Genomic DNA, 1,217 nt, shown 5'->3' with positions numbered 1-1,217 from the left:
GAAGAAGTAGGCCGAGTCCCGGAAGCCATAGGCCATCCGTTTGATCACCTTGATGCGGTTGTTCACGCCCTCCAACACACTGGTGTGCAGGGGAAAACGAGCACTGGCGAGGATGCCCCGAGCGTATTTGCGCAGGTTGCGGGCAAAGCGCTGTAGCGGTGCGAGGCCGCTGTCCCGGGCATGCCGCAGCCAGGCCCGCCAGCGCCGCCAGCCTTCCCGCACGCAGGGGGCGTACCAGACTTCCTTCAGAGCATCCTTGAGCACATAGACCGTGGCCAGCGGCTGGTTGGCCGCGAGCAGTTCCTGTAACTGCACGGCTTGCCCGTCCTTGAGGTTTTCGCGATTGCGCAGCAGCAGCCAGCGACTTTGCTTGACCACCTTGCGCGCCGGTTTGTCTTCGCGCAGGAGGTTGGCCTGGTCGACCCGGATACGGTCGATCACGTCACGACCGTAGCGCGCCACCACATGAAACAGGTCGTATACCACTTCGGCCTGCGGGCAGTGCTGCCGCACTTCCAGGTCGAAAGCGGTGTTCATGTCCATGGCCACCGCCTCAATCTGCTGGCAGTGCTCGCCGAGTAATTCGAAGAACGGGCGGATCGCCTCACGGCTGTTGCCGTGCCCCACCCACAGCACCTGCGTGCGCTCGGCATCCATGATCACCGTGGCGTAGCGATGGCCTTTGTGCAGGGCGAACTCGTCCATCACCAGCCGACGCACCTCGCCTGGCTCAAACGCGCCAACCGAGGCTTCCAGGCGGCGCTTATCGAGGGTCTTGAGGGTGTGCCAGTGCAGGCCGGTGAGGCGGCTGACGTGGCTGATCGGCAACAGTTGCAGCAAGCCCTCGAGCCAGACGCGCAAGCGCTGGGTCAGGCGCGACGCCGGCGCCAGCCAGTCAATCCGTTCGGTCACCCGTCCACAATCCAGGCAGTCGACGCGGCGCACCGGCAGTTGGAGCAGCACACGCTGATCCAGCAGGTCACGGTCACGCACCTGACGAATTCGCCGCTCGTGGATCAACGGACTGGGCTTGGCACACCGGCTGCAAATCGGTAAGTGCTCGGCCAGGGGCTCAAGACTGATTAGCAGGGTGTCGTGAGTGGCTTGGCGACAGGCGACGACCGCGTAGCCTGGCCAGAAAGCAGTAAGATCAATAGGATGCACGGCGGCAGCAGGGAGTGGGGGTTGGTGTGTTTGGCGACTGCCAATTTACCCAC

Annotated in this window: 1 protein-coding gene; it reads right to left on the bottom strand. The window is 63.7% G+C overall.

Annotation, left to right across the window (positions count from 1 at the left end; genetic code table 11):
• On the bottom strand, window positions 1–1,164 hold a 1,164-nt coding region (locus MnOB_RS28450), incomplete at its 3' end, for an ISL3 family transposase (protein ID WP_107504150.1).
• Window positions 1,165–1,217 lie beyond the last annotated feature (53 nt).

Source organism: Metapseudomonas resinovorans (genome assembly GCF_002003485.1).
In the GTDB taxonomy this organism is placed as follows: Bacteria; Pseudomonadota; Gammaproteobacteria; order Pseudomonadales; family Pseudomonadaceae; genus Metapseudomonas; species Metapseudomonas resinovorans_D.
The sequence above is the reverse complement of the archived record's forward strand: the minus strand, read 5'-3'. Positions and strand labels throughout refer to the sequence as shown.